This is a genomic window from Malikia granosa, assembly GCF_002980595.1.
Taxonomy (GTDB): Bacteria; Pseudomonadota; Gammaproteobacteria; order Burkholderiales; family Burkholderiaceae_C; genus Malikia; species Malikia granosa.
Map to the genome: position 1 here is coordinate 1 of NZ_PVLQ01000149.1, position 1,000 is coordinate 1,000.

The window sequence follows — 1,000 nt, forward strand, 5'->3', positions numbered from 1 at the left end:
CGCCGATGCCCTCAAGCTCGAACAACTGATCCACGCTGCCTGAACCATGAGCGATCCGCTGCCCCCCATTCCCGCCAAGCGCTACTTCACGATCGGTGAGGTCGCCGAGCTCTGCGGTGTCAAGCAGCATGTGCTGCGCCACTGGGAGCAGGAATTCACCCAGCTGCGGCCGATGAAGCGCAACGGCAACCGGCGCTACTACCAGCACCACGAGGTGCTGATGGTGCGCCGCATCCGCGAGCTGCTGCACGAACAGGGCTACACCATCCCGGGCGCACGCAACCGGCTGCAGGAGGCCGAGCTGAACGACAGCACGCCCGTCATGCCGCCCGCTGCGCCCCAGGCCGCACCCGGCCCGGACTGGCGCCTGGTCCGGCAGGAACTGCTCGAGATCAGAAAAATTCTGACCACCGAGTGAAAAGCCGGGTTTTCTGCCTACAATAGTAGTCTTCGGCGTGTAGCGCAGCCTGGTAGCGCACTTGCATGGGGTGCAAGGGGTCGTGAGTTCGAATCCCACCACGCCGACCACAACAAACAGCGGGTTACAGATTGCGAGTCTGTAACCCGCTTTTTTATGTTCTTCAGCTGCGCGTTGTACCAGGCAGGGCCGACTCTGACGGGGCGTCCTCCTGCAGGACAGCAGCCCAGGCAGGCATTTGAATCTCACTTGCAGCGGGGTTTTGCTGTGTGCAAGGAAGCACGCGGCTTCTCCGCAGCGGCTGGGCAAAGCCCTGGCCTCGCACTCCCTCCTTTTTGCCTACGCTTGAGGCCTTGTCCGGCCCCCCTCTCAATGCCCGCGGCTGCGGCTATTTGTGATACCCCCTCGCATCCGGTTCGCTCAAATGAAAAAGAGAGACAGCTTATCCCGAGAGATCAGTGGTAAGTTAGGAAAAAAATGACGCAAAAGACCCACACCTTCAAGAACCTGCCAGTCAAATGGCAACTCGGCATTGGATTCTCTGGTGTCGTTGCATTTTTTGTGGCTTTGTTGCGCAATTCA

The 1,000-nt window shown here is 59.8% G+C and carries 1 protein-coding gene and 1 tRNA gene; both read left to right on the plus strand.

Annotated elements, in window-relative coordinates:
- Positions 1–46 precede the first annotated feature (46 nt).
- The gene (locus tag C6P64_RS17690) at positions 47–418 is read left to right on the plus strand and encodes a MerR family transcriptional regulator (protein WP_105749840.1); all 372 of its coding nucleotides are present in this window, start codon (positions 47–49) and stop codon (positions 416–418) included.
- 33 nt (positions 419–451) lie between these two features.
- Positions 452–528, plus strand: a tRNA-Pro gene (locus C6P64_RS17695).
- Positions 529–1,000: the final 472 nt, after the last annotated feature.

Coding starts and splice junctions, on each gene's coding strand:
- C6P64_RS17690 (WP_105749840.1), top strand. CDS start 47: ATGAGCGATCCGCTGCCCCCCATTCCCGCCAAGCGCTACTTCACGATC.